The organism is Desertibacillus haloalkaliphilus (assembly GCF_019039105.1).
Lineage (GTDB): Bacteria > Bacillota > Bacilli > Bacillales > KJ1-10-99 > Desertibacillus > Desertibacillus haloalkaliphilus.
On record NZ_JAHPIV010000621.1, the window covers coordinates 1 to 325 of the forward strand.

The following is a 325-nucleotide window of genomic DNA, read 5'->3' on the forward strand; positions in this document are numbered from 1 at the left end:
GGGAAATGGAGGGGGGGGGAGGGAGGGAAGGAAAGAGGGGGAGGAAGGGAGGGGAAGAAAAGAAAGGAAGGGGAGGGAGAAGGAGGAAAGAAAGGGGTGGTAAGGGGGGGGAGAGAGGGGAGGAAGAAGGAAAAAGACACGAGGGGGGGAAAGAAGAAGGGAAGGGGGGGAAAGGGAAGGGAGGTGGAAGAGAGAGAGGGGAGAGGAGAAGGGGGGGGAGGAAGAGGAGGAAGGGGGGAGAGGGAAGGGGAAAAAAGGGAAAAGAAAAAAGGAAAAAGGAGGGGGGGAGAAAAGGAAGGAGGGGAAGAGGGGAGAGGAGAGGGGG

General features: G+C 58.8%; 1 protein-coding gene. It reads left to right on the top strand.

Features of this window, described 5'->3' with window-relative positions; genetic code table 11:
* The coding region (locus tag KH400_RS30480) for a hypothetical protein (RefSeq protein WP_217228765.1) at window positions 1-325 on the top strand (325 nt) is incomplete at both ends.